We start from the raw sequence: 24,382 nt of genomic DNA, 5'->3' as shown, positions 1-24,382 counted from the left end.
CGGTGGTTGAGGTGCGAAGGCCGCCAGGCCTGAGCCTCGAAACCACCTCGACGAAGGAGTCACCATGGCAGGACGCATCCAGGACCGGGTCGCGGTCGTCACCGGCGGCTGCTCGGGCATCGGCCTGGCGACCGTCCGGCGCTTCGTCGCGGAGGGCGCCAAGGTCGTCATCGGCGACATCGACGACGCCCGCGGCGGGACGCTGGTCGAGGAGCTCGGCGGGGCCGACGTCGCGACGTACGTGCACGTCGACGTCACCTCCCAGGAGCAGGTCGACGCGCTGTTCCGGACCGCCGCGGACACCTACGGGTCGGTCGACATCGCGTTCAACAACGCCGGCATCAGCCCGCCGGAGGACGACTCGATCCTCGACACCGACCTCGACGCCTGGCGGCGCGTGCAGGAGGTCAACCTGACCTCGGTGTACCTGTGCTGCAAGGCGGCGCTCCCCTACATGCTCGAGCAGGGCCGGGGCTCGATCATCAACACCGCGTCGTTCGTGGCGGTGATGGGTGCGGCGACGTCGCAGATCTCCTACTCGGCGTCCAAGGGCGGGGTGCTGTCGATGACCCGCGAGCTCGGCGTGCAGTTCGCGCGCCAGGGGGTGCGGGTCAACGCGCTCTGCCCGGGCCCCGTCAACACGCCGCTGCTCCAGGAGCTCTTCGCGGCCGACGCCGAGCGCGCGGCCCGCCGGCTCGTGCACGTGCCGATGGGCCGCTTCGGCGAGCCGGAGGAGATGGCCGCGGCGGTGCTCTTCCTGGCCTCCGACGACTCGTCCTTCATGACCGCAACCACGTTCCTGGTCGACGGCGGCATCTCCGGGGCCTACGTCACCCCCCTCTGATGACGACTCCGGTCATCGGCCTGAGCACCTACCGCGAGAGGGCGGCCTGGGGCGTCTGGAACCAGACCGCCGACGTGCTGCCGAGCCAGTACGCCGTCGCGGTCGAGGCGACCGGCGGCGTACCGGTGCTGCTGCCGCCGACGGCCGGCGTCGGGGCCGCCGACGCCGTCGTCGCCCGCATCGACGGCCTGGTGATCAGCGGCGGCGCCGACGTCGACCCGGCACGGTACGACGCCGAGGCGCACGCCCGCACGGCCGGCTGGCGCCCCGACCGCGACGCGTGGGAGCTGGCGCTGCTGGCCGCCGCGGACGCGGTCGGGCTGCCGGTGCTCGGCGTCTGTCGCGGCATGCAGGTGATGGCGGTGCACGCGGGCGGCGCGCTCGACCAGCACCTGCCGGACCTCGTCGACCACGAGCGGCACTCCCCCGGCGGCGACGAGTTCGGCGCGATCGAGGTGGCGACCACGGCCGGCAGCCGGATCGCGGCGCTGGTCGGCGACCGGCTCGCGGTCAACTGCCACCACCACCAGGCGGTGCGCACCCATCCCGGGTTCGGGGCCACCGCGCACGCGGCCGACGGCACGCTGGAGGCGATGGAGGCGCCGGGCGACCGCTTCTGCGTCGGGGTGCAGTGGCACCCCGAGACCGCGGCCGACGTCGGGCTGCTGGCCGGCCTAGTGCGCGCGGCCGCCGCCTACGCTGAGTGCCGATGATCCCCTCCCGACGCCGTCAGCGGCGCGACCCGGTGCTGGTCAGCGCCCACCGCTGCCTCACGATCGAGCAGGTCGAGCACGCGCTGCGGCTCGGCGTCGACTACGTCGAGTTCGACGTGCAGCGCTGCGCCGACGGCTCGCTGGTGCTGGCCCACGATCCGGTCGCGGTCGCGCCGCCGGACGCCACGACGTACGACGAGGTGCTCGAGGTGCTCGCCGGGCGCGGGCGGGCCCACCTCGACCTGAAGTTCCACGACGGCTGCGTCGACGCGGTCGCCCACGCCGTCGACCGACTCGGCACCGACCGGCTGGTCGTCACCACGCTCGAGGACCGATCGGTGACGGCGATCCGCGCCTGGTCGGACGTGCACGCCCCGGCGCTGCTCGTCGGGCTGTCGCTGGGGCGGGGGGTGTCCGGCTTCCCGGTGCTGCGACAGGTGCGGGTGCGGCTCTCGGAGTTCTTCCCGCGGGTGCGCTACCGCCACTCGCGGGCCAACGTCGTGGTCGCGCACCACTGGCTGGCCCGGCTGACCGTGGCCCGGTTCGCCCGCAACCACGGGCTGCCGCTGCTGGTGTGGACCGTCGACACCGCGCCGTCGCTGCGGCACTGGACCCGCACCGGCCGAGCCTGGCTGGTCACCACGAACAACCCCGACCTGGCCCTGCGACTGCGTCGTCCTGAGAGACTCTCGCCATGAGCCCCACCCCACGGAATCGCGTTGCTCCCCCGCTGCGCTCCTCCGCCCCACCAATCCGCGGGGACCTCGGATGAGTCGCAGCGTCTTCGACGAGCTGGTCCCCGACGTGCTCGGCGAGCCCTACCTCGCCGAGACCATCACCCTGCCGCCCGACGACGAGGGCCCGGTCGTCGCGACGCTCGTCGTACGCCGCGCGGCCCGGCCGACGGGCCGGGCGGTGCTGCACGTGCACGGCTTCTGCGACTACTTCTTCCAGACGGCGTACGCCGAGTGGTGGAACGAGCGCGGCTACGACTTCTACGCGCTCGACCTGCGCAAGTACGGCCGCTCGCTGCTCCCGCACCAGACGCCCAACTACGTCACCGACCTGCGCGAGCACTTCCCCGAGCTCGACGCGGCGTACCTGCGGGTCACCGAGCGCGACGACCACGACCACGTCGTGATCAGCGCCCACTCGACGGGCGGCCTGATCGTCGCGCTGTGGGCCAACGAGCGCCGCGACCGCGGGCCGGGCCTGGCCGGCATGGTCCTGAACTCGCCCTGGCTCGACATGCAGGGCGGCACGCTGATCCGCGGGCTCGGCACCTCGGTGATCAAGCAGGTGGGCGCGCGCCAGCCCAAGCGCCTGATCCCCCGCACCGTCGAGGGCCACTACGGCCGCAGCCTGCACGCCGACCACGCCGGCGAGTGGATGTTCAACACCGACTGGAAGCCGCTCGACTCCTTTCCGGTGACCTTCGGGTGGCTGCGCGCGATCCGACTCGGGCACGACGAGCTGCACACCGGCCTCGAGGTCGGCTGCCCGGCGCTCGTGCTGTCGTCGTCGGGCACCCGCTGGCCCCACGAGATGGGCCCCGACGCGCACAACTTCGACATCGTGCTCGAGGTGCCGCAGATCCGACAGTGGGCCACCGCGCTCGGCGGCCACGTCACCTACGTGGCGGTCGAGGGCGCCCGGCACGACGTGATCCTCTCGCTCCCCGAGCCCCGCGCGAAGGCCTACGCCGAGATCGGCCGCTGGCTGTCGACGTACGTCGGGTGACGGCCCACGCGGGCCGGCGTCAGAACGCCTCGCCGTCGAAGCGGTCGCGGGTGACGAAGTCCTCGACCGGTCGGCGCCGCAGCCGCGTCACCTGCTGGACCGGACGGCCGAGCGGGAGCACGGCGGCCACGGCGTACTGCGGCGGGATGCCGAGCAGCTCGCGGACCGCTGGCTCCTCGGCGACCGCCATGGTGGTGATCGTGCCGCCGAAGCCCTCCGCGCGGGCCGCGAGCAGGATGTTCCAGACCAGCGGGTAGACGGACGCGCCGCCGACCAGGCCGATCCGGTCGAGGTGCTGGTCCATCGCGGCCACGACCCCGAGGTCGACGCAGACGACGAGCACGGCGGCGGCGGTGAGCACCGGCCTGGTGAACTGCTCCGGGACCGCGGTCGCCTCGATCTCCTCGGCGCTCGGGAGCGGCGCCTCCAGCGGGTTCCAGGGGCTCTGGCCGGCCTTGATCTGGGCGACGTAGCGGCGTACGGCGGGCTCGTTGAGCTCGGCGAGCCGGCCGCGCGTTGCTCCGTCACGCACCACGATCACGCGGGTCCCCTGGCGGTTGCCCCCGCTCGGGGCGAAGCGGGCCGCGTCGAGCATCCGGTGCAGGGTCTCGTCGGGCAGCGGCTCGTCGGTGAACTCCCGCACCGCGGCGGTCGAGCGCATCACGTCGTACAGGTCCATGGGGCGAGCGTGCCACGTCGGCGGGCTGACGACCGCTAGCGTGCACGGCATGAACCCTGTGATCGGCCTCTCCCTGGGACGCATCGCCGTCGGCGTGGCGGCGCTCGCGAAGCCCGAGCTCGCCGCGCGGACCTTCCAGCTCGACCCGGTGGGCAACCCGCAGGTCCCCTACGTGCTCCGGCTGTTCGGCTCCCGCGAGGTGGCGCTCGGAGCGGTGACGTTGCTCGCCCGTGGTCGCCGGGCGCAGCGCGGGCTGATCGGCCTGGGCGTGCTCGTCGACGCCGCCGACGCGGCCACCGGCTACCTCGCGATGCGCGACGGTTCGATCTCCCGCAAGACCGCGATGACTCTGATCGGCCCGGCCGTCGGCGCCATCGGGTCGGGGGTCGTGGGACTCCTGCGACGCTGAGGCGCCTGCTCAGCCGAGCATGAAGACGGCCAGCGCGACGGTGCCGACCAGCACGATCACGATCCGCAGCCCGAGCGGTGGGAGGCGCCGGCCCACGGTGGCGCCCAGCTGGCCGCCGATGGCCGATCCGACGCCGATCAGCAGCACGATCCACCAGTCGACGTCGGCGACGAACGCGAAGGTCAGGCCCGCGACGGCGTTCACGATCGCGGAGAGCACGTTCTTGATGGCGTTCAGGCTCTGCAGGTCCTCGTCGATGCCGATGCCGAGCACGGCCATCAGCAACACGCCCTGGGCGGCGCCGAAGTAGCCGCCGTACATGCCCGCGCCCAGCACGCCCGGCCGCACCCACCAGGCGCCGTGGTGGGGCAACCCGCCGACCGACTCGTGGCGGCGCGCGACCCAGGCCGCGATCCGCGGCTGGAAGATCACCAGCACCAGTCCGAGCAGGATCAGCGCGGGCACGATCGCCTCGAAGGCGCTCGACGGCAGCACCAGCAGCAGGACCGCGCCCAGCAGGCCACCGATCAGCGATGCCACGCTCAGCCGCAGCACCCGCGAGCGCTGCCCGCTCAGCTCGCGGCGGTAGCCGATCGCCCCGGACAGCGACCCTGGGGCCAGGCCGATCGTGTTGGAGACGTTCGCCGTGACCGGCGGCACCCCGAAGGCGAGCAGGGTGGGGAAGGTGATCAGGGTCCCGGAGCCCACCAGGGTGTTGATGCCGCCGGCCGCGATCCCGGCGAGCAGGATCGCGACCACCTCGAAGAGCGTCACGGGCTGGGCGGTACCTCACCGGGGTCGACGGCCGGGTCCGTCTCGACCGGCTGGCCGCTGCCCCGGCCCGGGTTGGCCGCGCTCGCGGCCTCCGCGATCGCCGCCTGCACCGCGGCGTCGGTCTGGCTCAGCTCGTCGTCCTTCCTCGGGTCGATCGGCTCCGAGGGGCCCATGTCGATCCGCTTCGCGGGACCCTCGACGTGCTGCGGGATCCCCTGCAGGCTGTTCATCGTCGAGCCCAGCCCCTCGAGCGCCTTGCCGATCTCGCTCGGCACGATCCAGACCTTGTTGGCGTCGCCCTCGGCGATCTTCGGCATCATCTGGAGGTACTGGTAGGCCAGCAGGGACTGGTCCGGCCGGCCGTCGTGGATGGCCTGGAACACCGTCTGGATCGCCTGTCCTTCGCCCTGTGCGCGCAGGATGGCGGCCTCACGGTCCGCCTGCGCACGCAGGATCTGGGACTCGCGCTGACCTTCGGCGTTCAGGATCTGGGACTGCTTGTTGCCCTCGGCGGTGAGGATGGCCGACTGCCGCTCGCCCTCCGCGGTCAGGATCAGTGCGCGCTTGTCGCGGTCGGCGCGCATCTGCTTCTCCATCGCGTCCTTGATCGACGGCGGCGGGTCGATGCCCTTGATCTCGACCCGGCTGACCCGGATCCCCCACTTGCCGGTGGCCTCGTCGAGCACACCGCGCAGGCCGGCGTTGATCGACTCGCGGCTGGTCAGCGTCTCCTCGAGGTCCATGCCGCCGACGATGTTGCGCAGCGTGGTCATCGTGAGCTGCTCGACGGCCTGGATGTAGTTGGCGATCTCGTACGTCGCCGCGACCGGGTCGGTGACCTGGAAGTAGATGACGGTGTCGATCGAGACCGTCAGGTTGTCCTCGGTGATCACCGGTTGGGGCGGGAAGCTCACCACCTGCTCGCGCAGGTCGATGGTGAAGCGCACCCGGTCGATGAAGGGCACGACGAAGTTCAGCCCCGCGGGCAGCGTCTCCTTGTACTTGCCGAACCGCTCGACGATCGCCGCCCGCGCCTGGGGCACGATGCGGATCGTCTTGGCGAGCACCACCACCACGAACAGCAACAGCAGGGCGACCACGATCAGGATCGCTACGGGCACAGCAGCCTCCTCACGGATTCAGGCATCTCAGGGCTCGAGCTCGGGCACGGGGTGGACGTACGCCGTGGCGCCGCGGATCTCGAGCACCTCCACGGTCTCTCCGGACTCGATCACGATGTGCTCGTCGTACGGCGCGGCCGTCCACGTCTCGCCGGCGAGACGGATCTGACCGGTCGCGAGGCCGGTGATCCGCTGGGTCACGGTCGCGCGCTGACCGATGAGCTTGCCGGTGCCGAGCTTGAGGTCCGGCCCCTGGTGCAGCCGGGCCACGAGCGAGGGCCGCACCAGCCACAGCATGCCGATCGCGACCAGCGCGGCGACGATCAGCTGGAGCACGACCGCTCCGCCGGCCGCGGCCGTCACCGCGCCACCCAGTGCACCGACGGCCAGCATCACCAGCACGAGGTCCAGGCTGAGGAGCTCGGCGATTCCGAGGAACGCGGCGATCCCGACCCAGACCGCCCATGCGTGATCGCTCAGCCAGTCCATTCCACGAGCCTAGTGCCCCGGTGCCGCCCATTTCCCGGACGGGGGTGCCAGCGGGTCGCTATCTTGCCCCGGTGACTGACGCAGAGGCGGCGCCGGAGTCGCCCGCGGGCAACGGCCTGCCGCCCGGTTATCAGGTCCGCACGGCGTCACTCGCCGGCCAGCGCATCGACAAGGCGCTGGTCACCCGCAGCCTCGCGCAGGTCGCCGAGGTCACCGCCGTGGTCGTGGCCGTCGCGTACGCCCTCGGCATGATGGTGCTCGCGGGGCAGCTGCGGGCGCTCGGCCTGCACAGCACGGCCACGCTGACCGGCTTCAAGCACGACGACGTGCTCATGAAAGGCTTCGGCGCGATCCTCTCCCATGTGCCAGCGCTCGTGACGCTGGTCGTCGTGGTGGGCATGGCCGTCAACGGACGGGTCCGCACGTTCGTCCGCGACACCTTCAGTCCCCGCAGCGGGCAGTCCACCGTGGGCCGCCGCTGGTCTCGAGGAGAGACGATCGGGGCCCGGGTCGCCGCGGGCGCCCTGCTCGTCATCGTGCTGCTCACCTCGGTGTGGTGGGAGGGCACGTTGGTCATGCTCGCGCTCGTCGGCTACCTCCTGCTCGCCTGCCGGTTCACGGCCCTGATGAGCCCGAACGCGCTCCTCGGCGCCGGACTCGTGGGCCTGCTGGTGATCGGCATCATGAGCACGTACGTCCATCCCAAGGCGCCGCCGGACATCCGGATCCTCACCAACGACGACCGCGTGGTGGTCGGCGGGCTGCTCGGGACCGGCGACAAGGGCGAGTGGTACGTCGTGCAGTACGACCACGACCCCTCCGACGGCCTGGACGACGGTCAGCTCAAGCTCGTGCCGGACAAGCAGGTCGTCGACATCCAGCTCGACGAGCCGCCCGACACCGAGTCGCCGCTGCTCTACGAGCTGCTGCTCGGCCGCTGAGGACCGGCGCGTGCTCGCCCTGCCCGATCGCATCCCCGATCGCCTGCGGCCCGACGTCCGGGCGGTCTCCGTCGCGCTCTGCCACGGGTGCTTCGACGTCATCCACTTCGGCCACGTCAACCACCTCGAGGTCGCCTCGACGCTCGCCGACCGGCTCGTCGTGTCGATCACCGACGACGCGTACGTCACGAAGCCGGGCCGGCCGGTCTTCTCGGCAGCGGAGCGCGCCCGGGTGCTCGCGGCGCTCTCGTTCGTCGACCATGTCGTCGTCGTGTCGGCGCCCGACGCGATGCCCATCCTCGAGGCGCTCCGACCGGACGTCTTCGTCAAGGGCAGCGACTACCTCGGCCCGGTCCGCGACGAGCGCCGGGCGGCGCAGTTCCGCGCCGAGCGCGACCTCGTCGTCGCGTACGGCGGTCGGGTGGTGCACACCGAGGAGGACACGTTCTCCAGCTCCCAGGTGGTCGACCGTCTGCTGGGCGGGGCGCGTCAGACGACCTGAGCTGCGAGCCCACCGAGCTCGCGCCACCGGTACGCCGTGCCGTCGCGCAGCGAGCGGACCCGGAGTCGCAGCTCGCCGACCAGCTCCGGCCGGTCGGCGCCGATGACGGCGAGCCACGAGGCGTTGAGGAGCTCCTTGGTGCGCACGCACAGGGCGAGCAGCTCGGGGTCGGGCGCCGGGTCAAGCGATTCGAGGAAGGGCGCGAGCTCCCGGGTCGGCACGGTGCCGTACCGGCGGGTCGCCGCGACCAGGCACCCGACGTCCCAGTCGGCGGGCGCGGCCCGGACGGTCTCGAAGTCGATGACGTGGAGCCGTCGACCGTCGTGCACGAGGTTGGCCGGCGACAGGTCGCCGTGCTGGAAGGCGAGCGGTGCGTCCAGGGCGAGGTCGCACTCCGCGACGGACCGCAGCTCGTGCGCGAGCCAGGCGACGTCGGCGCCGACCTGGGCCGGCAGCGCGACCGGGCCCGTGTACGCCGTCGGTGTCCCGGCCGCCAGCTGCTCCAGCACCGAGGCGCGCTCGGTGACGTTGACGAGCCAGTGCACGGGCGCGACGGCCACCGGCACAGCCGCCAGTCGCCGCGCGTCGATGCCCAGCCGGGCCCACGCCGCCGGTCCGATCGGTCCCGGCACCCCCGGCACCCGTTGCCAGACCGCCACCCTCGGATGCGGCGTCGCGACCAGGGCCGGCACACAGACGCCCGCCTCCCGGGCCCGACGCGCACCGGTGACGTCGACGGAGCAGCGGGACGCCTCGCCGTACACCTTGGCGATCTGCGCGTCGTCGGGCGAGCGGTAGACGGCGTTGTGGCCGCTCCGGACCCGGGCCCAGCCGACCAGGCCGGCCTCGGCGAGCAGGGCCCGGGCGACCCGGTCGTCCAGCCGTCCGACCGGTCCGCGGTGTGGTAGCTTCCCGCGGTGGATCTGGCCCTGTCGCCGAACGCGGCGAAGGCCGTCGACGACGTCCTCGGGCCCGGTGGTGGCGTCCGATGGCTCTCCGAGGTGCCGACTCGGCTCGCGGCTCTCGCCCGTGACTGGGGCGTGCATCCTACGGAGAACCTCCATGCGGGCACCTCGGGTCTGGTCTTCCGCGCTCGGTGCGACGACGCCTCGTCAGGTGGCCTGGCGCTGAAGCTGTCCTTCGACGAACCCGAGCTCGAGGCTGAGCACCAAGCCCTGGGGGTCGCCCAGGAGCTCGACATCCGACCGCTCGCGCGAGCGTACCGATATCGGCGGGGCGCGATGGCCACCTTCTGGATCTCCGGCCGGACGGCCGACCCCGAGATCTCCCCCGGCGACCTCGTCGCGACCCTGGACCGGATCCACATCGACGTCCCCGAGACCGCGGGGCTGCGGCTGCTCGGGCCGCACGTGCGCCGGCACCTGGACGCGGCCCGCGGTCGGCTGTCACGGGCCGGGGCGTGCGGTGTCGACGAGCCACTGCTCGAACGGGCCGAACACCTGGCCGTCGCGCTCGCGAGCACCGGTCACCGCTCCTACCTGCACGGCGACGTCCACCCCACGAACGTGGTCACGACCGGCACCGGCCTGGTCCTGCTGGATCCGAAGGGACTGGTCGGCGACCCCGCGTACGACGCCGCCGTCTGGTCGCTGAAGGCCGACAAGCTGATGCCCCGGCGCGCCTGGATCGACCTGCTCGGCGCGGACTACGGCCGGGACCGGGTCGCCGGGTGGGCCGCGATCGTGGGCGCCTGCCACGCGGTGTCGTACGCCGCGCACGGCAAGCGGCTCGACCGGGTCCGGGCCTACGCCGAGATCGCCCGCGAGGGCCTCGCGGCCGTCGGTGCGTGACGCCGCCCCGGTGCGCTACCGGTGTCGCGTGCGCCGGCGCGCCGCCCAGCGGCCGTCCTCGTGCGAGAGCACGAGCGGCATGCCGAACGTCGACGAGAGGTTCGCCGCCGTGACGACCTCCTCGATCGGCCCCGCGGACACGATCTCGCCCCGGCGCAGCAGCATGGCGTGGCTGAAGCCGGGCGGGATCTCCTCGACGTGGTGGGAGACCAGCACGGTCGCCGGCGACGCCGGGTCGGCGGCCAGCACCGACAGGGTCGAGACCAGGTCCTCGCGACCGCCCAGGTCGAGGCCGGCCGCGGGCTCGTCGAGGAGCAGCAGCTCGGGGTCGGCCATCAGGGCACGAGCGATCTGCACCCGCTTGCGCTCTCCCTCGCTCAGGGTCCCGAACGTCCGGTCGACCAGGTGGGACACCCCGACCTCGGTCAGCAGGTCGGTCGCCCGGTCGTGGTCGAGCTCGTCGTACGCCTCGCGCCAGCGGCCGACCACGGCGTAGGACGCCGACACCACCACGTCGTGCACCCGCTCCGCGCGCGGGATGCGCTCGGCGAGGGCCGCGCTGGTGATGCCGATCCGAGGCCGGAGCTCGAAGACGTCCACCGTGCCGAGCACCTCGTCGAGGATGCCCGCGACGCCGGAGGTCGGGTGCATCTGCGCGCTCGCGACCTGCAGTAGGGTCGTCTTGCCGGCGCCGTTCGGCCCCAGGATCACCCAGCGCTCGTCCTCCTCGACGCGCCAGCTGACGCGGTCGAGCAGGGTCGCCTGTCCTCGCCGGATCGTCACCTCGGCGAAGTCCAGGACGGCGGTCATGTCGCACACCCTATCTAGTGGACAAGGACCGTCCGCAGCGTATCGTCACGCGCCGTGACCACATCGCTCCCGCCCGCCGCCAGGCTCGCCTGGTGGGGCACGGCGTGGCTGCGCGGCCACGCCGTCGCCGACCTGGTGGTCGACGCGGTGATCGACGGCGACGCCACCCACACCGTGGTCGGCCTGCCCGGCGCCGAGAGCACGGAGACCCTGGTCGCCGGCCTCGCGCGGCTGCGCGCGGCGGGTGCCTCGGCCCTCGGCGCAGCCTTCCCGGTGGAGGGCGACCCGGCCGGGCTCGGCGGTCCGCGCGACCTCAACGCCGACGCCCTCGAGATGGGCGAGGCGGTCATGGCCGTGGAGGTCGGACTCGGACTGGTGCCCCACCGCACCGGTGCCGCCGTCGCCTGGCACGCCCGGCCCGCCGATCGCCGGCAGCTGACCGATGTCGGCGAGGCCGACCGCCAGCTCCGCGCCGCCCTGCTGGCCGCGGCGCAGGCACTGGCCGACCTCGACGTGGCACGCTGGCGGCCCGAGGTCGCCGACCGGCTGATGAACCTCCGACACCTCGACCTACCCCCCGCCCCGCACGGCGTTCCCGGGCGCTGTGTGGAGCTCGCGGCGCGCGGCCTCCAGGCCACGGGGATCGTCGCGCTCGCGTTGGAGGACGACGGTGGGTCGGTCACGGCGTACGACGTGCGCAGCCGTCGGGAGGTACTGCTGCCGCTGGAGCGCGCCGGCCGTCACGCGCTGGTCGCGGCGTGCTCGCCCGAGGTGTGGCCGCCCGAGTGAGGCGGCCCGTCGCTCTTCAGTTGTCGGGCGTGGCCCAGACGCCCAGCTCGTTCCCGCCTGGGTCGGTGAAGTGGAACCGGCGCCCGCCGGGGAACTCGTAGGGACCCTCGATCACCTCCCCTCCGGCGGCTCGGACCGCATCGGCCGTGGCATCGAGGTCGTCGGAGAACAGCAGCACCAGGGCGCCACCACGCCCCGCCGGCCGGGCCCGGTTGAGGCCCCCGACCTCACCGTCGCCGTCGGGCGCCACGATGCCGGCGTAGTCGGGGCCGTAGTCGTGGAACCGCCAGCCGAACGCGGCCTCGTAGAAGGCCCTGGACGCCGCAAGGTCAGGGGCACCGAGCTCGAGATAGTCGATCGCGTGATGGATGTTGGCCATGGATCCAGCATGGACCCGACCACCGACACCGCCCGGTCAGCGATAGCCTCGCGCCTGAGATGACCGCAGCGAAGCCAGAGACCCTCCTCATCACGCTCACCGGCAAGGACCGCCCGGGCGTGACCTCGGCGGTGTTCGGCGCCCTGGCCGGCGCCGGCCTCGAGGTCGTCGACATCGAGCAGATCGTGCTGCGCGGCCGACTGGTGCTCGGCGTGCTGGTCACCGCGCCCCGCAACCTCGCCCGCGTCCGGGCGGCCGTCGTCGACACCGCGCGGGCGCTCGGCATGGATGTCGACGTCGAGACCGGCGTCGGCGACAACAAGGCCCGCGGCGCCGGGCGCTCGCACGTGACCGTCATCGGGCTGCCGCTGCGGGCGGCCGCGATGGCCACGGTCGCCGGCCGGATCGCCGACGCCGGCGCGAACATCGACCGCATCGAGCGGATGGCGCGCTACCCCGTCACCGCGATCGACCTGCACGTCTCCGGCGTGGCGACCGACGCGCTGCGCACGGTGCTGGCGCCGGAGGCCGCCGCCCACGGGATCGACATCGCGGTGCAGCCCGCCAACCTGCTGCGCCGCGGCACCCGCCTGATCGTCATGGACGTCGACTCCACCCTGGTGCAGGGCGAGGTGATCGAGATGCTCGCGGCCCACGCCGGCTGCGAGGCGGAGGTCGCCCGGGTCACCGAGGCCGCGATGCGCGGCGAGATCGACTTCGCGGAGTCGCTGCGCTCGCGGGTCTCACTGCTGGAGGGTGTGCCGGCGAGCGCCCTCGACGACGTGTACGACGCCATCGAGCTCGCTCCCGGCGCTCGGACCATGGTCCGCACCCTGCGCCGGCTCGGCTACCGGTTCGCGATCGTCTCGGGCGGCTTCAGCCAGATCACGGACCGGCTCGCGGTCGACCTCGGCATCCACTTCTCGCGCGCCAACGAACTCGAGATCGCCGACGGCCGGCTCACCGGCCGCATCGTCGGCCCGATCGTCGACCGGGCCGGCAAGGCCGCGGCGCTGCGGGAGTTCGCCGCCGAGATCGGGGTGGCCGAGGCCGCGACGATCGCGATCGGCGACGGCGCCAACGACCTCGACATGCTCAACGCCGCCGGCCTCGGGATCGCCTACAACGCCAAGCCGATGGTCCGCGACGCCGCGGACACGGCCGTGAACGTCCCCTACCTCGACGCGATCATGTACCTGCTCGGCATCTCCCGCGAGGAGATCGTCGCCGCCGACGCCGAGGCGGGGATCGTCACCCCGGCGCCGCCGGTCTAGTGACCCGAACTTGAAATCCGCACCCTATGTCGCACCCCGAGCACGCCCCTCGCGGCGTTGGCAGAGCTCGAGATACGCCCGGTAGCCCTGCGCTCCGCCGCCTTGCGAGGCACGCACTCGGAGCACGACCTATGGCACGGATTTCGCGCCCGGGTCACTAGACGGCCGGTCGATCCACGCGCCGGATCCGCGTCAGCCGCGGCCGACGTACGCCGCGACCAGGTCGGCCGAGCCCGGGCCGAGGTCGACCCACGCCCCGTCGTACGAGAAGACCGCGACCGCGCTGGTCGGGAAGCCTCCGGCGAGTGCGTCGGGCACCGGCGGGTCGCCCTCGCCCGAGTCGAGCAGCTGGGCCAGGTAGGCCATCGTCGGGTTGTGCCCGATCACGATCAGCGTGCCGACGGTGTCCGGGGTGAGGCGGATCAGGTCGAGGGCGGTCTCGGGTCCCGCGGCGTAGAGCCCCCGGTCGACGTCCGGCTCCAGCGCCCACGACGCACCGGCTGCGACCGCCTCCCAGGTCTCCCGGGTGCGCAGCGCGGCCGAGACCAGCGCGTGGCCGGGCGCGATGCCCTCGCCCGCCAGCCAGCGGCCCGCGTCGGCGGCGTCCCGGCGGCCGCGGTCGGCCAGCGGGCGCTCGAAGTCGGTCGGGCCCTCCTGCTCGGCCTTCGCGTGTCGCATCACGACCAGCCGGCGGGACATGGGATCAGGCGCCCATCGCGTGGAAGCCGCCGTCGACGTGCACGATCTCGCCGGTCGTCGCCGGGAAGAAGTCCGACAGCAGGGCGCAGATCGCCTTCGCGGTCGGGGCGTGGTCGGTGTTGTCCCACCCGAGCGGCGAGCGCGAGCCCCACATCGACTCGAGGTCCTCGAAGCCGGGGATCGCCTTCGCCGCAAGCGTCTTCAGCGGGCCGGCCGAGACCAGGTTCACCCGGATGCCCTCCGGACCCAGGTCGCGGGCCAGGTAGCGCGAGCACGACTCCAGCCCGGCCTTCGCCACGCCCATCCAGTCGTACGCCGGCCAGGCGACCGTCGCGTCGAAGGTCAGCCCGACCACGGAGCCGCCGTGGGACAGCAGCGGCCGGCAGGCCATGGTCAGCGACTTCAGCGAGTACGCCGAGACGTGCATCGCCTGCGCGACGTCCTCCCACGGCCCGGTGAGGAAGTTACCGCCGAGCAGCGTCTCGGGGTTGCCGTACGCGATGGAGTGGACGACGCCGTCGAGCCCGTCCACGTGCTCGCGCACCTGCGCCTCGAGCCCGGCGAGATGGTCGGGGTCGGTGACGTCGAGCTCGAGCACCGGCGGCTCGACCGGCAGCCGCTTCGCGATCCGCCGGGTGATGCCGAGCGCCCGACCGAAGTTCGAGATCAGCACGGTCGCGCCCTGCTCCTGGGCCACCTTCGCGGCCGCGAAGCCGATCGAGCTGTCCATCGTCACGCCGGCGACGAGGATGCGCTTGCCTTCGAGGATGCCTGCCATCGGTGTCAGTGCCCCATTCCCAGTCCACCGTCGACGGGGATGACCGCCCCGGTGACGTACGTCGCGCCGGGGCCGGTCAGCCACAGCACCGTCTCTGCGATGTCCTCGACCGAGCCGTAGCGGCCCAGCGGGACCTGTGCCTTGATCGCCGCCTTCTGCTCGTCGGTGAGCACGCCGGTCATGTCGGTCTCGATGAAGCCGGGGGCGACGACGTTCGCGGTGATCGACCGCGAACCGAGCTCCCGGGCGATCGAGCGCGCCATGCCGACCAGGCCGGACTTCGAGGCGGCGTAGTTGACCTGGCCGGCCGAGCCGAGCAGCCCGACGACCGAGGAGATGAAGACGATCCGGCCGCGCCGCAGCCGGAGCATGCCCTTCGAGGCCCGCTTCGCGAGCCGGAAGGAGCCGGTGAGGTTGGTGTCGATGACCGACGACCAGTCGTCGTCGGACATCCGCAGCAGCAGGGTGTCGGCGGTGATGCCGGCGTTGGCGACCAGCACCTCGACCGGGCCGTGCGCCTCCTCGATCTGCGCGAACGCCGCCTCGACCTGCTCGGCGTCGGTGATGTCGCACCGGACATCCAGGGTGCCCGTCGGCGCACCCCCGCTGCGGGTGGTGACCGCGACCCGGTCACCGTTCGCGACGTACGCCTCCGCGATCGCGCGACCGATGCCGCGATTGCCTCCGGTCACGAGGACCGACCTGGGTTCGTGGGATGCACTCACGGCACGTGACGCTAGCGACTACCGCCGAGTAATCGGGAACCGGTCAGTCGTCCTCGAGCCGGAAGCCGACCTTCATGCCGACCTGGAAGTGCTCGACGGTGCCGTCCTTGACCTGGCCACGCACCTGGGTCACCTCGAACCAGTCGAGGTGCCGCAGCGTGCGGCCGGCCCGCTCGATGCCGTTGCGGATGGCGGCGTCGATGCCGTCCGGGGAGGTGCCGACGATCTCGGTCACGCGGTAGGTGCGGTTGCTCATGCCCCCGAGCGTAGCGATGTGCGCGCCGACGTACGATGGAGCAATGGCCCGGGACCTGCGCCGGCACGGCGCGCGTCATGACGACGAGGCCGTCCGGATCACCACGGCCGCGCCCAGTCGCGACGTCGACATCGCTGCTCGTCAGCGCCGCTACGTCGTGTCCATGGCGATCCGGACCGTCTGCTTCGTGGCCGCGATCGCGGTCGGCCCCGGCGTGCTCCGGTGGGTGCTGGTCGCCGCGGCCCTGCTGCTGCCGTACGTCGCGGTCGTGATGGCCAACGCGGGCGAGACGAAGGACGAGAGCCTCGGCCTGCCGGACCAGCAGTACGTGCGCGAGCTCGACGCGGGGCCGGAGGACGACACTCCGGGCGCGGAACACCCTCATCCTTGACTTCACCCGAGCGGGTGAACAGAATCCGAGGCGCGAGTCGGGTCTCCCCCGTCCTGGCTCGTCGTGGTGCCGGACGGCTTCCCCCGTGGCTGTCTGGCACCACTTCTCTTTCCAGGAGGCGACCCGATCGTGACCGACGCTGCCGCGCCCGACCTCTGCTCGGCCAAGGGCTGTCAGGCGACCGCCGTGTGGCAGCTGCAGTGGAACAACCCCAAGATCCACACGCCCGACCGGCGCAAGGTCTGGCTCGCCTGCGACGAGCATCGACAGTCGCTCTCGGACTTCCTCATCGCGCGGCAGTTCCTCAAGGACGTCGTACCGCACGACTCGACCGGGTCAGCCGGGTCAGCCGGCTGAGGCCGGTGCCGACACCCGCGAGAGGCGGACGACCCACTCAGCCGCCGATCGCGGACATCGGGCGGTCGGGCTGCAGGAACGACGGGTCGTCGATCCCGTGCCCGGCGCGCTTGCCGCGCATCGCCACGATCCAGCGATCGGCGATCTCGTCGTCGGTGGCACCATCGCGCAGCGCCGACCGCAGGTCGGACTCCTCCCGCGCGAACAGGCAGTTGCGCACCTGACCGTCAGCGGTCAGCCGCACCCGGTCGCAGTCGCCGCAGAAGGGGCGGGTGACCGAGGCGATCACGCCGACGGTGCCCGGGCCGCCGTCGACATGGAAGAGCTCGGCCGGCGCACTCCCCCGCGGCTCCTCGACGGGCGTCAGCGTGAACTCCGACTCCAGGGTCGCGAAGATCTCCTCGGCGGTGATCATCCCCTCGCGGGACCAGCCGTGCTGGGCGTCCAGCGGCATCTGCTCGATGAACCGGAGCTGGTAGCCCTCGGCCAGCGCCCACCGCAACAGCTCCGGAGCCTCCCGGTCGTTGATGCCGCGCATCAGCACGGCGTTCACCTTGACCGGCCCGAGGCCGGCGGCGCGGGCCGCCTCGAGGCCGGCGAGCACGTCGTGGAGCCGGTCGCGACGGGTGATCGCCAGGAAGCTCTCGGGGCGGATGCTGTCGAGGCTGACGTTGACCCGGTCGAGCCCGGCCTCGGCGAGTGCGGACGCGGTGCGGGCGAGGCCGAGCGCGTTGGTCGTCAACGACGTCTCGACGCCGAGCTCGTGGGTACGCCGCACGATGTCGACGAGACCGCGGCGTACCAGCGGCTCGCCTCCGGTGAAGCGCACCTCGCGGATGCCGAGCAGATCGACCCCGACCCGGACCAGCCGGACGACCTCGTCGTCGGTGAGCACGGAGTCGTCGGGCAACCAGTCGAGCCCCTCCGCGGGCATGCAGTAACTGCAGCGCAGGTTGCACCGGTCGGTGAGCGAGACCCGCAGGTCGGTCGCCACCCGACCGTAGCGATCCTCGAGGCGGCGTGTCATCACCATCACAGTCTAGGTGGACCGCCCTCGACGTGAACCCGGGGCGCTGGCGGTCGGCGTGGCCCGGCCGGTTAGCCTCGGGTGGTGCGATCGTGGCGGTTCCTGCTCAGCCGACGGTGGCTGCTCTTCGGCGCCGTCGTGGTGCTGCTGTGCTACGGCGCCTGGTGGCTCGGCCAGTGGCAGTTCCACCGCCTCGACGAGCGCAAGGCCAGCAACGCCGTGGTGCGTGCCAACGAGGACCGCGCGCCGTCCCCCGTCGGCGAGGTGCTGGCGCCGGGGCGGGGCGTCGCCGAGGACGACGAGTGGCGCCAGGTCATCGCGACCGGCACCTACGACGCCGACAACACGGTGATCGTGCGCTACCGCACCCGCGACGGTCAGTCGGGCATCGACGTCGTCGTCCCGCTCCGGACCAGCGACGGCAGCACGCTCCTGGTCGACCGCGGCTGGATGGCCTCCGACAACGAGGGTGCCGGCCCTGACGACGTGCCCGCGGCGCCGACCGGCGAGGTCACCGTCGAGGGCTGGGTCCGAGCCGACGCCACCGGCGACAGCACCGCGGTCAACGGCCACTCGACGCGCGCCATCTCCAGCGCGCAGATCGGCCCGGCCATCGGCACGGAGGTCTACGGCGGCTTCGTGGTGCTCGAGTCCGAGGACGGCGAGCCGGCCGCGGGCCTCGAGCCGGTCGAGCTGCCCGAGCTGAACAACGGGCCGCACTTCTTCTACGGCCTCCAGTGGTGGTTCTTCGGCGTGTTCGCCGTCTTCGGGTTCGGCTACCTCGCCTGGGACGAGCGCCGCGGCCACCGCACCCAGCCGGCCGACGGCGAGGCGGCCGCGGACGAGCCGGACCCGACGGAGGGCGAACGCAAGCGCAAACGCGCCGCGAAGAGCGCCCAGAAGCAGAAGGTGAAGGCGGCCTACCAGCGGGCCTACGCCGCCGAGCGGGCCGCCCGCGAGGCCCGTCGCGACGCCCAGCAGGCGACCACGCCGGCCGCGCCGTCCGCCGGCGACCGGCCCGGGAGCCATGCCGCCGACCAGGGCACGAGCACCGCGACCGGGTCGAGCTCCTCGGATACGCCGTAGCGCGCTCCGTCTTGCCGCCTGTGGATGGGCGCGCGTCGCTTCATCAAGGGATGAAGGTCGACCCGCGCCCACCCCGGTGAGCTCGGCCAGGGATGCGCGCCTTCGCCCTCATCCCTTGATGAAACCCCGGCCGACGGGCGACCGACCCCGAGTCGGCTACACCGGCACCGACGGGTCGGCGATGAACTGGGTCCGGTAGAGGTCGGCGTAGAGCCCGCCCTCGGCGAGCAGCCGGGCGTGGGTGCCGCGCTGGACGATCCGGCCGCCGTCGACGACGAGGATCTGGTCGGCGTCGCGGACGGTGGAGAGCCGGTGGGCGATGACGAGCGACGTGCGTCCCTCCAGGGCCGCGTCGAGCGCCCGCTGCACGGCGGCCTCGGACTCGCTGTCGAGGTGGGCGGTCGCCTCGTCGAGCACGACGATCGCCGGCGCCTTGAGCAGCAGGCGGGCGATCGCCAGGCGCTGCCGCTCGCCGCCGGAGAGCCGGTAGCCGCGGTCGCCCACGACCGTGTCGAGTCCGTCGGGGAGCGCGCGCACCAGGGTGGCGACCTGGGCGGCGTCGAGCGCGTCCCAGATCTCGGGGTCGGTGGCGGCCGGCCGGGCGTAGAGCAGGTTCGCCCGGATCGTGTCGTGGAACATGTGGGCGTCCTGGGTGACGTACCCGACGGCGTCCTCGAGCGAGTCGAGGGTGACGTCGCGGACGTCGTGGCCGCCGACCCGCACCGCGCCCCGGTCGACGTCGTAGAGCCGCGCCACGAGGTGGGTGATGGTGCTCTTGCCGGCGCCGGACGGGCCGACCAGGGCGACCATCTCGCCGGGGGCGGCGGTGAAGGAGATGTCGGAGAGCACCTGGCCGCTGTCCCGGCTGTCGGTGCGCGCGACCACCTCGAGCGAGGCCAGCGAGACGGCGTCGGCACTGGGGTAGCCGAACGCCACGCGGTCGAACTCGAGGCGCCCCGCGGAGGGCGGCAGCACGACGGCATCCGGCCGCTCCTGGACCAGCGACGGCAGGTCGAGCACCTCGAAGACCCGCTCGAAGCTGACCAGTGCGGTCATCACGTCGATCCGCACGTTGGAGAGCCCCTGCAGCGGGCCGAGCAGCCGGACCAGCAGCGTCGCCAGCGCGAGCAGCGTGCCGACGGTGAGAGCACCGTCGAGGGCGAGGTGGCCGCCCACGCCGTACACCAGCGCGGTCGCCAGCGCGGGCACGGCGAGCATCGCGGCCATGAAGACCCGCTGGATCAGCGCGATGCGCACGCCGAGGTCGCGCACCACGGCGGCCTTGGTGGCGAAGACGCGGTCCTCCTCCTCACGGCGGCCGAACAGCTTGAGCAGCATCGCGCCGCCGACGTTGAAGCGCTCGGTCATCGCGTTGCCGAGATCGGCGTTGCCGTCCATCTGAGTGCGGGTCAGCCCGGCCAGCCGGTTGCCGACCCAGCGCGAGGAGAGGTAGAGCAGCGGGAAGAGCACTAGGCACAGCAGGGTGATCTGCCAGCTCAGCGCAACCATCGCGATGCCGACGACGACCACCGAGATCGCGTTCGAGACGGTGCCCGAGAGCGTCGAGGTGAACGCGCGCTGGGCACCGATCACGTCGTTGTTGAGACGGGAGACCAGGGCACCGGTCTGGGTACGCGTGAAGAACGCCAGTGACTGGCGCTGGACGTGCCCGAACACCTCGGTGCGCAGGTCGTAGATCAGACCCTCGCCGATGCGCGAGGAGAGCCAGCCGACCAGCACCGTCAGCAGGGCGTCGAGGATCGCGACGGCCGCCATCGCCAGGGCGAGCTCGGTGACCAGCGCGCCGTTGCCGGCGAGGATGCCGTCGTCGACGATCCGCTGCACCAGCAGGGGCGAGACCACGACGAGTCCCGCGTCGACCACGGTCAGGAGCAGGAAGAGCGCGATCGGCCGGCGGTGCGGGAGGGCGTAGCCGAGCACGCGACGCACCGTGCCGCGAGCGAGCCGCTGCTGCGTCGCGCTGCGGTCGGCGCGCATGGCCCGGAACGCGGGCCCCATGCTCATCCCCGACATGTCCCCTCCTTCGTCAGCCGGCCAGCTCCCGGAACCTCCGCGTCTGCGCCTCCCGCTCCAGCCGGCGCTGGTCGTCGAGGCTGCGGTCGGCGGCGCCCTGGAGCAGTGCCTTGGTCTCGCTCACCGCGCCGGCCATCGGCGCGGTCAGGGCCCCGGCGAGGTCCGCCACGGTCGCCTCCAGCTCGGTGGCGGGGACGGCGGTCAGCGCGAGCCCGATCTGCACGGCCTCCTGCGCCCCCACCGTCCGCGCCGTGGCGCAGATCTCCAGAGCCCTGGCATAGCCAACGCACTCGACCAGCGGCTTTGTTCCCGTCAGGTCGGGCACCAGGCCGAGGGCGACCTCCTTCATGCACAGCTGGGCGTCGTCGGCGAGCACCCGCAGGTCGCAGGAGAGCGCGAGCTGCAGACCCGCGCCGATGGCGTGGCCCTGCACCGCGGCGATCGACACGAACCGCGGGTCACGCAGGAACGTGAAGCCCTGCTGGTAGGCGTCGATGGTGGCCGACACCTCCTCGTCGGAGAGCGCGAGCAGCCCGGCGACCGACTCCGCGCCCGAGGTGTTGCCCGGGTCGAGCATGGCCCGGTCCAGGCCGGCCGAGAACGACCGCCCCTCCCCATTCACCACCACGACGCGTACGTCGGCGGGCAGCGCACGGCCGAGGTCGGCGAGCGCGCGCCACATCGCAGGCGTCTGGGCGTTGCGCACGTCGGGCCGGTGCAGCGTGATCGTCGCGACCGGCCCGGCCACGTCGTACCTCAGCCCGGCCGCCAGGAGGGTGTCTGCGTCCATGGCCGCACCTTAGACCTGGCCACAGACCTGGCCACCCTCAGGCGAGCGAGACCAGGTCGGCGTACTCGGCGTTCCAGAGATCCTCGACACCGTCGGGCAGGATCAGCACCCGGTCGGGCTCGAGCGCGAACACCGCGCCCTCGTCGTGGGTGACCAGCACGATCGCGCCCTCGTAGCTGCGGATCGCCGCCAGCACCTCCTCGCGGGAGGCGGGGTCAAGGTTGTTGGTGGGCTCGTCGAGCAGCAGCACGTTGGCGCTGGAGACGACCAGGCTGGCCAGTGCCAGCCGGGTCTTCTCGCCGCCGGAGAGCACCTGCGCGGGCTTGTGCGCGTCCTCGCCGGAGAAGAGGAACGAGCCGAGCACCGAGCGGGCCTCGGTGTCGGTGAGCTGGGGCGCCGCGCTCTGCATGTTCTCGAGCACGGTGCGGTCGACGTCGAGCGTCTCGTGCTCCTGCGCGTAGTAGCCGATCTTGAGCCCGTGCCCCGGGACCACCTGGCCGGTGTCCGCCTGGTCGATGCCCGCGAGGATGCGCAGCAGCGTGGTCTTGCCCGCGCCGTTGAGGCCGAGGATGACCACGCGCGAGCCCTTGTCGATCGCGAGGTCGACGTCGGTGAAGACCTCGAGCGAGCCGTAGGACTTCGACAGCTCGGCCGCGGTGAGCGGGGTCTTGCCGCACGGCGCCGGCTTGGGGAAGGCGATCCGCGCGACCTTGTCGGCCTGCCGCTCGCCCTCGACGCCCGCCATCAGCCGCTCGGCGCGCTTCAGCATGTTCTGGGCCGCGGTCGCCTTGGTGGCCTTGGCGCGCATCTTGTTGGCCTGGTCGGTGAGCGTCTTGGCCTTGTTCTCGGCGTTCATCCGCTCGCGCTTGCGGCGCTTCTCGTCGGTCTCGCGCTGCTGGAGGTAGGCCTTCCAGCCCATGTTGTAGACGTCGATCTCGGCGCGGTTGGCGTCGAGGTGGAGCACCTTGTTGACGGTCTCCTCGAGCAGGCCGGTGTCGTGGCTGATCACGATCAGGCCGCCCTTGTGGGCCTTGAGGAAGTCGCGCAGCCACAGGATCGAGTCGGCGTCGAGGTGGTTGGTCGGCTCGTCGAGGAGCAGCGTCTCGGCGCCGGAGAAGAGGATGCGGGCGAGCTCGACGCGGCGGCGCTGACCGCCGGAGAGCGTCCTGAGCGGCTGGCCGAGGAGCCGGTCCTCGATGCCGAGACTGTGTGCGATCTGAGCGGCCTCCGACTCCGCGGCGTAGCCGCCACCGGCGTGCAGCTCGGCGTCCGCCCGCTCGTAGCGGCGCATCGCCTTCTCGCGGACCTTGGGATCGTCACTGGCCATCTGGGCCTCCGCCAGCCGGAGCCGGCGTACGGCGTCGTCGAGGCCGCGCGCGGAGAGGATCCGGTCGCGGGCGAGCACCTCGGGGTCGCCGATCCGCGGGTCCTGGGGCAGGTACCCGACCTCGCCGCTGGTCTGCACGCTGCCCGCTGCGGGCAGCGCCTCGCCCGCGAGGATCTTGGTGAGCGTCGTCTTGCCGGCGCCGTTGCGACCGACCAGGCCGACCTTGTCGCCGGCGGCGACCCGGAAGCTGACGTTCTCCATGAGCAGGCGCGCCCCCGCTCGGACCTCGAGCTGGTGGGTGGTGATCATCCGGGGTCCCCGCGGAAGGGTGAGGTGGAGGAGCGAAGCTTCGGGGTCCCTGCGGGCTTGTGACGGAGGAGCGAAGCGGAGGAGCCGCAAGCTCGTGGGGTGAAGCGTTGCGGGGGAACCTCGCGAGTCTGTGGGGTGAGGATCATGTCTGGGCAATCCTAGGCGGGAGTAGCGTCCTGTCTGACATCGGCGGCTCGGCTGTGGAGCGTGGTCATGCGGTTCAACCCGAAGGCACGGCTGGACGCGCGGCGTACGTCGGACGCCGGCCGGGGCGCCGGAGGTCGCTCGGCCGGTCGCTCGGGCGGGATCCCGGTCCCGGGTGGGCTGGCGGGCGGCGGCGTGGGCGGGCTGCTCGTGGTCCTGGTGATCGTCGGGCTGAGCATGGTCCTCGGCGGCGGCGACTCCCCCACGGCGTACGACACCGGCCGGATGGCCGACACCGACCGCTATGCCTCCTGCGAGACCGGCGACGACGCGAACCGGTCGGCCGACTGCGCCCGGGTCGCCGTCGAGAACTCGCTCTACGACTACTGGTCCTCGACGCTGCCGGAGCAGTCGGCGACGGCGTTCACGCCCGAGAGGTCGCTGCGGACCTTCTCCGGTGCGGTGTCGACGGGCTGCGGCTCGGCGTCCGCCGACGTCGGGCCGTTCTACTGCCCCGTCGACCAGACGATCTACCTGGACAGGACGTTCTTCGCCGACGTGCTCCAGGACCGGCTGGCCGGGCCGTCGGGCGCGTTCGTGGAGCCGTACGTGCTCGCCCACGAGTACGGCCACCACGTCCAGAACCTGCTCGGCACGATGGGGCGGGTCAGGACGCAGCAGGGTGCCCGCAGCGACGCCGTGCGCCTCGAGCTCCAGGCCGATTGCTACGCCGGCATGTGGGCCGGGTCTGCCACCGGCACCCAGGACGCCCAGGGCGCCGTGCTCATCTCCGATCTGACCCGCCAGGACGTCGAGCAGGCGATCGCGGCCGCCACCGCCGTCGGCGACGACCGGATCCAGTCCTCCTCCGGCGGCCAGGTCGACCCGGACTCCTGGACCCACGGCTCGGCGCGGCAGCGGGTCGAGTGGTTCACCCGCGGCTACCGGGAGGGCACCCTCGACGCGTGCGACACGTTCGCGCCTGGGGCTTTGTGAGGGGCTGCCGCGATAGTCCGTCACGTTCTGGTCGTCGATCCCGCCGTCGAGCAACCGATTCGTGACGGACTATCCCGATGCTTGCGCTAGCCCGACGCCTGCGGTCCGAGCGATAGTCCGTCACGTTCCGGTCGTCGACCTCGCCCTCGAGCAACCGATTCGTGACGGACTATCCCGATGCTTGCGCT

The 24,382-nt window shown here is 72.5% G+C and carries 29 protein-coding genes; 14 read left to right on the top strand and 15 right to left on the bottom strand.

The genetic code is table 11. From position 1 onward, the window contains the following. The first annotated feature begins 64 nt into the window (after positions 1-64). The 4 genes from FHU40_RS22305 (at position 65) to FHU40_RS22290 (ending at position 3,297) form a co-directional block, all read left to right on the top strand. A complete protein-coding gene (locus tag FHU40_RS22305) occupies positions 65-844 on the top strand; it encodes a 3-oxoacyl-ACP reductase (protein WP_183594625.1) in 780 nt (259 codons plus the stop codon). Further along, positions 844-1,557, top strand: a complete 714-nt coding sequence (locus FHU40_RS22300; RefSeq protein ID WP_183594623.1) for a gamma-glutamyl-gamma-aminobutyrate hydrolase family protein — start codon at positions 844-846, stop codon at positions 1,555-1,557. The genes FHU40_RS22305 and FHU40_RS22300 overlap by 1 nt, the downstream gene beginning before the upstream one ends. Then, positions 1,554-2,255 carry a glycerophosphodiester phosphodiesterase gene (locus tag FHU40_RS22295; RefSeq protein ID WP_183594621.1) on the top strand — a complete coding sequence of 234 codons (702 nt, stop codon included), beginning with the start codon at positions 1,554-1,556 and terminating at the stop codon, positions 2,253-2,255. The genes FHU40_RS22300 and FHU40_RS22295 overlap by 4 nt, the downstream gene beginning before the upstream one ends. Positions 2,256-2,325: 70 nt before the next feature. Next, a complete protein-coding gene (locus FHU40_RS22290; RefSeq protein WP_183594619.1) occupies positions 2,326-3,297 on the top strand; it encodes an alpha/beta hydrolase in 972 nt (323 codons plus the stop codon). A 19-nt stretch (positions 3,298-3,316) separates the two neighbouring features. Here FHU40_RS22290 and FHU40_RS22285 read toward each other — a convergent pair whose 3' ends face one another. Continuing rightward, positions 3,317-3,976 carry a nitroreductase family protein gene (locus FHU40_RS22285; protein ID WP_183594617.1) on the bottom strand — a complete coding sequence of 220 codons (660 nt, stop codon included), beginning with the start codon at positions 3,974-3,976 and terminating at the stop codon, positions 3,317-3,319. A gap of 49 nt (positions 3,977-4,025) precedes the next feature. Here FHU40_RS22285 and FHU40_RS22280 point away from each other — a divergent pair, with 49 nt between their 5' ends. Beyond that, positions 4,026-4,385 carry a DUF4267 domain-containing protein gene (locus tag FHU40_RS22280; RefSeq protein ID WP_183594616.1) on the top strand — a complete coding sequence of 120 codons (360 nt, stop codon included), beginning with the start codon at positions 4,026-4,028 and terminating at the stop codon, positions 4,383-4,385. Between the two features lie 9 nt (positions 4,386-4,394). Here FHU40_RS22280 and FHU40_RS22275 read toward each other — a convergent pair whose 3' ends face one another. From FHU40_RS22275 to FHU40_RS22265, 3 genes are read right to left on the bottom strand one after another with little or no spacing between them, the layout of a single operon-like run. Beyond that, a complete protein-coding gene (locus FHU40_RS22275; RefSeq protein ID WP_183594614.1) occupies positions 4,395-5,159 on the bottom strand; it encodes a sulfite exporter TauE/SafE family protein in 765 nt (254 codons plus the stop codon). Further along, complete coding sequence (locus FHU40_RS22270) at positions 5,156-6,280, bottom strand: SPFH domain-containing protein (RefSeq protein WP_183594612.1); 1,125 nt, start codon at positions 6,278-6,280, stop codon at positions 5,156-5,158. The genes FHU40_RS22275 and FHU40_RS22270 overlap by 4 nt, the downstream gene beginning before the upstream one ends. A 27-nt stretch (positions 6,281-6,307) precedes the next feature. Continuing rightward, positions 6,308-6,769, bottom strand: a complete 462-nt coding sequence (locus FHU40_RS22265; RefSeq protein ID WP_183594611.1) for an NfeD family protein — start codon at positions 6,767-6,769, stop codon at positions 6,308-6,310. A gap of 71 nt (positions 6,770-6,840) precedes the next feature. On the opposite strand from FHU40_RS22265, the gene FHU40_RS22260 reads away from it, so the two are divergent. Further along, on the top strand, positions 6,841-7,710 hold the full coding sequence (locus FHU40_RS22260) for a hypothetical protein (RefSeq protein ID WP_183594609.1): 870 nt from the start codon (positions 6,841-6,843) through the stop codon (positions 7,708-7,710). 10 nt (positions 7,711-7,720) lie between these two features. Continuing rightward, positions 7,721-8,212 (top strand): adenylyltransferase/cytidyltransferase family protein, encoded by a 492-nt coding sequence (locus FHU40_RS22255; RefSeq protein WP_183594608.1) that lies wholly within the window; start codon positions 7,721-7,723, stop codon positions 8,210-8,212. Here the strand turns inward: FHU40_RS22255 and FHU40_RS22250 are convergent. Then, a complete protein-coding gene (locus FHU40_RS22250; RefSeq protein WP_183594606.1) occupies positions 8,200-9,258 on the bottom strand; it encodes a phosphotransferase in 1,059 nt (352 codons plus the stop codon). The two genes, FHU40_RS22255 and FHU40_RS22250, sit on opposite strands and share 13 nt — an antisense overlap. Here FHU40_RS22250 and FHU40_RS22245 point away from each other — a divergent pair. Then, a complete protein-coding gene (locus FHU40_RS22245; RefSeq protein WP_183594604.1) occupies positions 9,253-10,023 on the top strand; it encodes a phosphotransferase in 771 nt (256 codons plus the stop codon). The two genes, FHU40_RS22250 and FHU40_RS22245, sit on opposite strands and share 6 nt — an antisense overlap. 15 nt (positions 10,024-10,038) lie before the next feature. On the opposite strand, the gene FHU40_RS22240 is transcribed toward FHU40_RS22245, so the two are convergent. Further along, positions 10,039-10,833: an ABC transporter ATP-binding protein gene (locus tag FHU40_RS22240; protein ID WP_183594602.1), complete on the bottom strand. Its 795-nt coding sequence runs from the start codon at positions 10,831-10,833 to the stop codon at positions 10,039-10,041. A 54-nt stretch (positions 10,834-10,887) separates the two neighbouring features. Here FHU40_RS22240 and FHU40_RS22235 point away from each other — a divergent pair, with 54 nt between their 5' ends. Beyond that, on the top strand, positions 10,888-11,622 hold the full coding sequence (locus FHU40_RS22235) for a hypothetical protein (RefSeq protein ID WP_183594600.1): 735 nt from the start codon (positions 10,888-10,890) through the stop codon (positions 11,620-11,622). Positions 11,623-11,638: 16 nt separating this feature from the next. On the opposite strand, the gene FHU40_RS22230 is transcribed toward FHU40_RS22235, so the two are convergent. Continuing rightward, the gene (locus tag FHU40_RS22230; protein WP_183594598.1) at positions 11,639-12,001 is read right to left on the bottom strand and encodes a VOC family protein; all 363 of its coding nucleotides are present in this window, start codon (positions 11,999-12,001) and stop codon (positions 11,639-11,641) included. Positions 12,002-12,060: 59 nt separating this feature from the next. Between FHU40_RS22230 and serB the strand changes: the two genes are divergently transcribed. After that, a complete protein-coding gene (gene serB, locus FHU40_RS22225) occupies positions 12,061-13,275 on the top strand; it encodes a phosphoserine phosphatase SerB (protein WP_183594597.1) in 1,215 nt (404 codons plus the stop codon). A gap of 192 nt (positions 13,276-13,467) precedes the next feature. Here serB and FHU40_RS22220 read toward each other — a convergent pair whose 3' ends face one another. The 4 genes from FHU40_RS22220 to FHU40_RS22205 are packed head-to-tail and all read right to left on the bottom strand — an operon-like array spanning position 13,468 to position 15,733. Continuing rightward, positions 13,468-13,974, bottom strand: coding sequence for a SixA phosphatase family protein (locus tag FHU40_RS22220; protein WP_183594595.1), 507 nt, complete (start codon positions 13,972-13,974; stop codon positions 13,468-13,470). A 4-nt stretch (positions 13,975-13,978) separates the two neighbouring features. Beyond that, positions 13,979-14,752 carry an enoyl-ACP reductase FabI gene (gene fabI, locus FHU40_RS22215; protein ID WP_183594593.1) on the bottom strand — a complete coding sequence of 258 codons (774 nt, stop codon included), beginning with the start codon at positions 14,750-14,752 and terminating at the stop codon, positions 13,979-13,981. 5 nt (positions 14,753-14,757) lie between these two features. After that, positions 14,758-15,477, bottom strand: coding sequence for a 3-oxoacyl-ACP reductase FabG (gene fabG / locus FHU40_RS22210; protein ID WP_183594591.1), 720 nt, complete (start codon positions 15,475-15,477; stop codon positions 14,758-14,760). 43 nt (positions 15,478-15,520) lie between these two features. Continuing rightward, on the bottom strand, positions 15,521-15,733 hold the full coding sequence (locus FHU40_RS22205; RefSeq protein WP_183594589.1) for a dodecin: 213 nt from the start codon (positions 15,731-15,733) through the stop codon (positions 15,521-15,523). 43 nt (positions 15,734-15,776) lie between these two features. Here FHU40_RS22205 and FHU40_RS22200 point away from each other — a divergent pair, with 43 nt between their 5' ends. Together FHU40_RS22200 and FHU40_RS22195 are read left to right on the top strand one after the other, a co-directional pair. Next, positions 15,777-16,124 carry a DUF3099 domain-containing protein gene (locus FHU40_RS22200; RefSeq protein WP_183594587.1) on the top strand — a complete coding sequence of 116 codons (348 nt, stop codon included), beginning with the start codon at positions 15,777-15,779 and terminating at the stop codon, positions 16,122-16,124. Positions 16,125-16,253: 129 nt separating this feature from the next. Further along, the gene (locus FHU40_RS22195) at positions 16,254-16,481 is read left to right on the top strand and encodes an acetone carboxylase (RefSeq protein ID WP_246391479.1); all 228 of its coding nucleotides are present in this window, start codon (positions 16,254-16,256) and stop codon (positions 16,479-16,481) included. A gap of 37 nt (positions 16,482-16,518) precedes the next feature. Here the strand turns inward: FHU40_RS22195 and moaA are convergent, their stop codons facing one another. Further along, positions 16,519-17,508, bottom strand: a complete 990-nt coding sequence (gene moaA, locus FHU40_RS22190) for a GTP 3',8-cyclase MoaA (protein ID WP_183594585.1) — start codon at positions 17,506-17,508, stop codon at positions 16,519-16,521. An 84-nt stretch (positions 17,509-17,592) separates the two neighbouring features. Here moaA and FHU40_RS22185 point away from each other — a divergent pair, with 84 nt between their 5' ends. Continuing rightward, positions 17,593-18,594 carry an SURF1 family cytochrome oxidase biogenesis protein gene (locus tag FHU40_RS22185; RefSeq protein ID WP_183594584.1) on the top strand — a complete coding sequence of 334 codons (1,002 nt, stop codon included), beginning with the start codon at positions 17,593-17,595 and terminating at the stop codon, positions 18,592-18,594. A gap of 156 nt (positions 18,595-18,750) precedes the next feature. Here FHU40_RS22185 and FHU40_RS22180 read toward each other — a convergent pair whose 3' ends face one another. Genes FHU40_RS22180 through FHU40_RS22170 form a run of 3 tightly spaced genes read right to left on the bottom strand, consistent with a single transcriptional unit; the run spans position 18,751 to position 23,054 of the window. Then, entirely contained in the window at positions 18,751-20,628 is a 1,878-nt protein-coding gene (locus FHU40_RS22180) for an ABC transporter ATP-binding protein (RefSeq protein ID WP_183594582.1), read from the bottom strand. 13 nt (positions 20,629-20,641) lie between these two features. Then, a complete protein-coding gene (locus tag FHU40_RS22175; RefSeq protein ID WP_183594580.1) occupies positions 20,642-21,418 on the bottom strand; it encodes an enoyl-CoA hydratase/isomerase family protein in 777 nt (258 codons plus the stop codon). A 37-nt stretch (positions 21,419-21,455) separates the two neighbouring features. Continuing rightward, positions 21,456-23,054, bottom strand: a complete 1,599-nt coding sequence (locus FHU40_RS22170; RefSeq protein ID WP_183594578.1) for an ABC-F family ATP-binding cassette domain-containing protein — start codon at positions 23,052-23,054, stop codon at positions 21,456-21,458. Positions 23,055-23,267: 213 nt separating this feature from the next. Between FHU40_RS22170 and ypfJ the strand changes: the two genes are divergently transcribed. Beyond that, positions 23,268-24,194 carry a KPN_02809 family neutral zinc metallopeptidase gene (gene ypfJ / locus FHU40_RS22165; protein ID WP_183594576.1) on the top strand — a complete coding sequence of 309 codons (927 nt, stop codon included), beginning with the start codon at positions 23,268-23,270 and terminating at the stop codon, positions 24,192-24,194. The last annotated feature ends 188 nt before the right edge of the window (positions 24,195-24,382 follow it).

Origin of the sequence: Nocardioides soli, from assembly GCF_014191495.1 — a bacterium.
Taxonomy (GTDB): domain Bacteria; phylum Actinomycetota; class Actinomycetes; order Propionibacteriales; family Nocardioidaceae; genus Nocardioides; species Nocardioides soli.
This window is presented reverse-complemented; position numbering and strand designations above follow the sequence as displayed.

What these genes read in the sequence shown, in the direction of transcription:
- FHU40_RS22305 (WP_183594625.1), top strand. Translation starts at nt 65, where the DNA reads ATGGCAGGACGCATCCAGGACCGGGTCGCGGTCGTCACCGGCGGCTGC.
- FHU40_RS22300 (WP_183594623.1), top strand. Translation starts at nt 844, where the DNA reads ATGACGACTCCGGTCATCGGCCTGAGCACCTACCGCGAGAGGGCGGCC.
- FHU40_RS22295 (WP_183594621.1), top strand. Translation starts at nt 1,554, where the DNA reads ATGATCCCCTCCCGACGCCGTCAGCGGCGCGACCCGGTGCTGGTCAGC.
- FHU40_RS22290 (WP_183594619.1), top strand. Translation starts at nt 2,326, where the DNA reads ATGAGTCGCAGCGTCTTCGACGAGCTGGTCCCCGACGTGCTCGGCGAG.
- FHU40_RS22285 (WP_183594617.1), bottom strand. Translation starts at nt 3,976, where the DNA reads ATGGACCTGTACGACGTGATGCGCTCGACCGCCGCGGTGCGGGAGTTC.
- FHU40_RS22280 (WP_183594616.1), top strand. Translation starts at nt 4,026, where the DNA reads ATGAACCCTGTGATCGGCCTCTCCCTGGGACGCATCGCCGTCGGCGTG.
- FHU40_RS22265 (WP_183594611.1), bottom strand. Translation starts at nt 6,769, where the DNA reads ATGGACTGGCTGAGCGATCACGCATGGGCGGTCTGGGTCGGGATCGCC.
- FHU40_RS22250 (WP_183594606.1), bottom strand. Translation starts at nt 9,258, where the DNA reads ATGCACGCCCCAGTCACGGGCGAGAGCCGCGAGCCGAGTCGGCACCTC.
- FHU40_RS22240 (WP_183594602.1), bottom strand. Translation starts at nt 10,833, where the DNA reads ATGACCGCCGTCCTGGACTTCGCCGAGGTGACGATCCGGCGAGGACAG.
- FHU40_RS22230 (WP_183594598.1), bottom strand. Translation starts at nt 12,001, where the DNA reads ATGGCCAACATCCATCACGCGATCGACTATCTCGAGCTCGGTGCCCCT.
- serB (WP_183594597.1), top strand. Translation starts at nt 12,061, where the DNA reads ATGACCGCAGCGAAGCCAGAGACCCTCCTCATCACGCTCACCGGCAAG.
- FHU40_RS22220 (WP_183594595.1), bottom strand. Translation starts at nt 13,974, where the DNA reads ATGTCCCGCCGGCTGGTCGTGATGCGACACGCGAAGGCCGAGCAGGAG.
- fabI (WP_183594593.1), bottom strand. Translation starts at nt 14,752, where the DNA reads ATGGCAGGCATCCTCGAAGGCAAGCGCATCCTCGTCGCCGGCGTGACG.
- FHU40_RS22205 (WP_183594589.1), bottom strand. Translation starts at nt 15,733, where the DNA reads ATGAGCAACCGCACCTACCGCGTGACCGAGATCGTCGGCACCTCCCCG.
- FHU40_RS22200 (WP_183594587.1), top strand. Translation starts at nt 15,777, where the DNA reads ATGGCCCGGGACCTGCGCCGGCACGGCGCGCGTCATGACGACGAGGCC.
- moaA (WP_183594585.1), bottom strand. Translation starts at nt 17,508, where the DNA reads ATGACACGCCGCCTCGAGGATCGCTACGGTCGGGTGGCGACCGACCTG.
- FHU40_RS22180 (WP_183594582.1), bottom strand. Translation starts at nt 20,628, where the DNA reads ATGTCGGGGATGAGCATGGGGCCCGCGTTCCGGGCCATGCGCGCCGAC.
- FHU40_RS22175 (WP_183594580.1), bottom strand. Translation starts at nt 21,418, where the DNA reads ATGGACGCAGACACCCTCCTGGCGGCCGGGCTGAGGTACGACGTGGCC.
- FHU40_RS22170 (WP_183594578.1), bottom strand. Translation starts at nt 23,054, where the DNA reads ATGATCACCACCCACCAGCTCGAGGTCCGAGCGGGGGCGCGCCTGCTC.
- ypfJ (WP_183594576.1), top strand. Translation starts at nt 23,268, where the DNA reads ATGCGGTTCAACCCGAAGGCACGGCTGGACGCGCGGCGTACGTCGGAC.